General features: G+C 31.1%; 3 protein-coding genes, 1 tRNA gene and 1 rRNA gene. 4 read left to right on the forward strand and 1 reads right to left on the reverse strand.

The annotated features are described in order from the left end of the window. Positions 1 to 24: 24 nt before the first annotated feature. The 4 genes from rrf to lspA all read left to right on the forward strand — a co-directional run bounded on the left by rrf (position 25) and on the right by lspA (position 2,564). Positions 25 to 141, forward strand: a 5S ribosomal RNA gene (gene rrf, locus N4A68_11375). Positions 142 to 190: 49 nt separating this feature from the next. After that, positions 191 to 283, forward strand: a tRNA-Ser gene (locus tag N4A68_11380). A gap of 193 nt (positions 284 to 476) precedes the next feature. Then, positions 477 to 2,033, forward strand: coding sequence for a cardiolipin synthase (cls, locus tag N4A68_11385; protein MCT4564896.1), 1,557 nt, complete (start codon positions 477 to 479; stop codon positions 2,031 to 2,033). Positions 2,034 to 2,111: 78 nt separating this feature from the next. Then, the gene (gene lspA / locus N4A68_11390) at positions 2,112 to 2,564 is read left to right on the forward strand and encodes a signal peptidase II (protein ID MCT4564897.1); all 453 of its coding nucleotides are present in this window, start codon (positions 2,112 to 2,114) and stop codon (positions 2,562 to 2,564) included. Positions 2,565 to 2,716: 152 nt separating this feature from the next. Here lspA and N4A68_11395 read toward each other — a convergent pair whose 3' ends face one another. Next, the gene (locus N4A68_11395; GenBank protein MCT4564898.1) at positions 2,717 to 3,604 is read right to left on the reverse strand and encodes a DMT family transporter; all 888 of its coding nucleotides are present in this window, start codon (positions 3,602 to 3,604) and stop codon (positions 2,717 to 2,719) included. Positions 3,605 to 3,877: the final 273 nt, after the last annotated feature.

The raw sequence follows: 3,877 nt of genomic DNA on the forward strand, positions 1-3,877 counted from the left end.
ATTTATTTGCTTGGCAGCAAAAAATCCGGTGGCTATAGCGAAGGGGATACACCTGTTCCCATATCGAACACAGAAGTTAAGCCCTTCTGCGCCGATGGTACTTGGTGGGCAACTGCCTGGGAGAGTAGGTCGTCGCCGGTTAATTAAATATTTTTAAAATCCCTAATGTCAATTAGGGTATTTTACATTTGGAGAAGTACTCAAGTAGGCTGAAGAGGACGGTTTGCTAAACCGTTAGGTCGGGTTTACCGGCGCGCGGGTTCGAATCCCGCCTTCTCCGCCAAAATATTAAAAAAGCATTCTGACAAGCAGAATGCTTTTTTGTGATATATAACAAAAAACAAAGATTACAGTAGAAAAATGATTTCTCGAAACTTTCAAGAGTATTTTTAGTATTAATGCTTTATAATATTATATATAATTTAATAAACAGATAAAAATAAAACAACTATGCATAAGATATGGTGGTGAATAATATGATAACGCCGTCTAAAAGAACTATAGCATTTTCAGTATTTTTTACCATGATTTTAATGTTTCTAGGTATATCAGTTTTTGAGGTCACAACTAATATTACATATAATGAAGTCCTGCAGAAAATTACCACCCTCTTAGGAGTTGTATTCACTTTTTATGCTTTTTTTATTGGTATGGTTATTTTTTTAGAGAATAATAATCCATCAAAGACAATTGCATGGCTTTTAATATTATTTTTAGTACCAGTGGTGGGATTTATATTTTACATATTATTTGGTCAAAATGTTAAAAACAAAAAGAAATTTGAGAAAAAGAAGAATATAGATTTTGAACTACTTTATCAAATAGCCAATACCCAAGAGAAAATTTTAAATGAAATAGGCTTGTTTGGTAATGATGAAAGCATGGTAAAAAGTAGATTGATAAAGCTCCTACTTAAGAATTCCCAAGCTCCCTTTACTGTCAATAATAATACGGAAGTATTAACAAATGGAGAAAGCACCTATGAGTCCATAATAAGTGAACTAAAAAAAGCCAAGGATCATATACATATGGAGTATTTTATAATAAGAAATGATAATATAGGAAATCGAATAAAGGATATCTTGATTGAGAAGGTAAGGGATGGGGTAGAGGTTAGACTAATATATGATAGTGTTGGTTGTTGGAAGCTGGGGAAAAAATATGTTAAATCCTTAAAAACAGCAGGAGCAGAAGTTCATGCCTTTTATCCAGTTATATTTCCAGTACTTAGTAGGCAATTAAATTATAGAAACCACAGAAAAATAATAGTTATAGATGGAAAAATTGGGTATTTAGGTGGAATAAACATAGGAGATGAGTATTTAGGTAAAAATCAGAATCTAGGATTTTGGAGAGATACACATATAAAAATCCAAGGTGAAGCCATATATAGTCTTCAAAATATCTTCTTAAAAGACTGGTATTTCGTATCAGGAGAAATCATGTCCCATAAAAAATACTATCCTAAGTTAGGGTATTATGGCGAACAATTAATACAAATAGCTTCTAGTGGGCCGGATTCCGATTGGGAATCAATTTTACAAGCATATTTCACTATGATTTCCACTGCAGAAAAAAGAATATGGATTGCAACACCATATTTAGTTCCCGATGAGAGTATATTGATGGCATTAAAAACCGCAGCATTAAGCGGAATAGACGTTAGAATAGCTATACCTAGTAAACCGGATCATTATTTAGTTTATTGGGCATCAAAGTCTCATATTGAAGAGTTACTTATGGCTGGAGTTAAAATATACACATACGAGAAGGGATTTATTCATAGCAAAATATTATTGGTAGATGGGATTGGTGCATCTATTGGAACAGCAAATCTTGATATCCGTAGTTTTAGTATCAATTTTGAGGTAAATGCCTTTATATATGACAATGAAGTGGTGAAAAGGCTAGAGGATGATTTTATAATGGATATTAAAGATAGTAATGAAGTGATATTAGAGGAACATCTTAAGAGAAGTATATATACTAAGTTTAGAGAAGCCTTGGGAAGACTATTTTCACCATTGCTTTAGAGAAGAGATTTATGGTATGCATAATAAATAAAGTATGCTAGAATATAAAATGAAGTAAATTACTTTGGAGGAGAATATATGGGGTATCTTATAATAATAATTTCCATAATTATTTTTGATCAATGGACGAAGCACCTGGCAAATATTCATTTAAAATCAATAGAAACATATCCTTTGATTCAAGATGTTTTTCATTTCACATTTAGGAAAAATCGTGGAGCCGCATTTAGTATGCTGAGGGATAAACAAACATTTTTGATAATAATAACATCAATTGTAGTTGCCATTTTAATAGTTTATTTAATGAAGATAATGAAAAAGCAGAATCTATTACTGATCAAATTACCTATGGCCTTTATTATAGGAGGGGCTATTGGAAACCTAATAGATAGAATACGATTGAAATATGTTATAGATTTTTTTGATTTTACTTTAATAAATTTTGCAGTTTTTAATGTAGCCGATGTATTTATAGTTATTGGATCAATAATTTTTGCTTATGCTGTTATCTTTAAGAATGTTGAAATATAAATATAAAAAAAGAGGATTTTGATTATCAAAATCCTCTTCTTTGGTTTTTGAGACAAAACCTTTTATTCCACAGAATAGAAAATCTACCCTCAAAAATGTGGATAAATTATAATCCACAGCATAGTTATCAACAAAACAATCCCTCTTAAATCCTACTTATTTCTGTCATTACTTCCTTTAATTCTTCCATTGAAGTTTTCATTGTTTATGACTATATAATTAATTATGCCTCCTAAAATAATCAATACTCCACCGGTTATACTTAAGAGATCAGGGAATTCACTCCAAAGAATTATTGCCAATATAGCTGAAAATAGTATATTAGTATATCCATATATAGCCAATCTAGAGGCAGGTGCGAATCTATATCCCGTAGTCATAAATATTTGAGCTGCTGTTGCAGATATACCTATTAAAAGAAGCAATACAAGCTCCCTCGGACTTGGATAAGTAAAATGCCCCATGAGCATAAATGGAATTGTGGATAGGGTAGAAAATAAGCAAAAGAAAAATACTATTGTATAGGGTGATGAGTAAAGCCTAAGCTGTCTTACACAGGTGTATCCTCCAGCAGCAAATACCGCCGATGATAGACCTACTAGGGCTGGTATAATGGTATAATCAAATTGCGGCTTTATTACAAAGCCAGCACCCAATAAGGCTATTAGCATCGCATAAATTTGATACTTGATAACATTTTCTTTCAAAAATAATAAAGAGAGCAATATAACAAAAAATGGTGACATTCTATTAAGTAAAGCTGCATCGGATAAAGGTAATTTAGATATTGCATAAAAGTTTGCAGCTACTCCTAACAATCCAAATACAGATCTCAAAGTTAGTAGCTTGATATTTGAACCTATAAGATTTTCTTTGTTTTTTATGAGAATAATACCTGTAATTATTACTCCCACAAGGTTTCTAAAAAATATTTTTTCGGCAATGGGAATGGATGGTATAGACTTAACCGCTGCCCCCATTACGGCGAAAAACAAGGAAGATAAAAGTAGACATATTATGCCTTTAGACTCTTGTTTCATATAAAACACCTCATTTTCTATATATACTAGTAATTATTATATGAAATTAATCATAATATTGATTATATATCATTACGAATAAATATAAACATTTATTAAGGAAATTTAAATATAAAAAGACAAATTATCAGTTGAGCAAATTGCATAATTACCTTCTACAAAAACTATCTACCATATGTAGTCTAAAATTCTTCAAAGCCATACCATCAAATATGCTTATATCTTAAGCAATTAAATCAAGGATGATATTCGCATATTAGGTTTAGCCAAGTA

The organism is Maledivibacter sp. (assembly GCA_025210375.1).
Taxonomy (GTDB): domain Bacteria; phylum Bacillota; class Clostridia; order Peptostreptococcales; family Caminicellaceae; genus JAOASB01.

Bases quoted from the DNA above. Each gene is read 5' to 3' on its own strand.
- cls (MCT4564896.1), top strand. From the start codon at position 477: ATGATAACGCCGTCTAAAAGAACTATAGCATTTTCAGTATTTTTTACC.
- lspA (MCT4564897.1), top strand. From the start codon at position 2,112: ATGGGGTATCTTATAATAATAATTTCCATAATTATTTTTGATCAATGG.
- N4A68_11395 (MCT4564898.1), bottom strand. From the start codon at position 3,604: ATGAAACAAGAGTCTAAAGGCATAATATGTCTACTTTTATCTTCCTTG.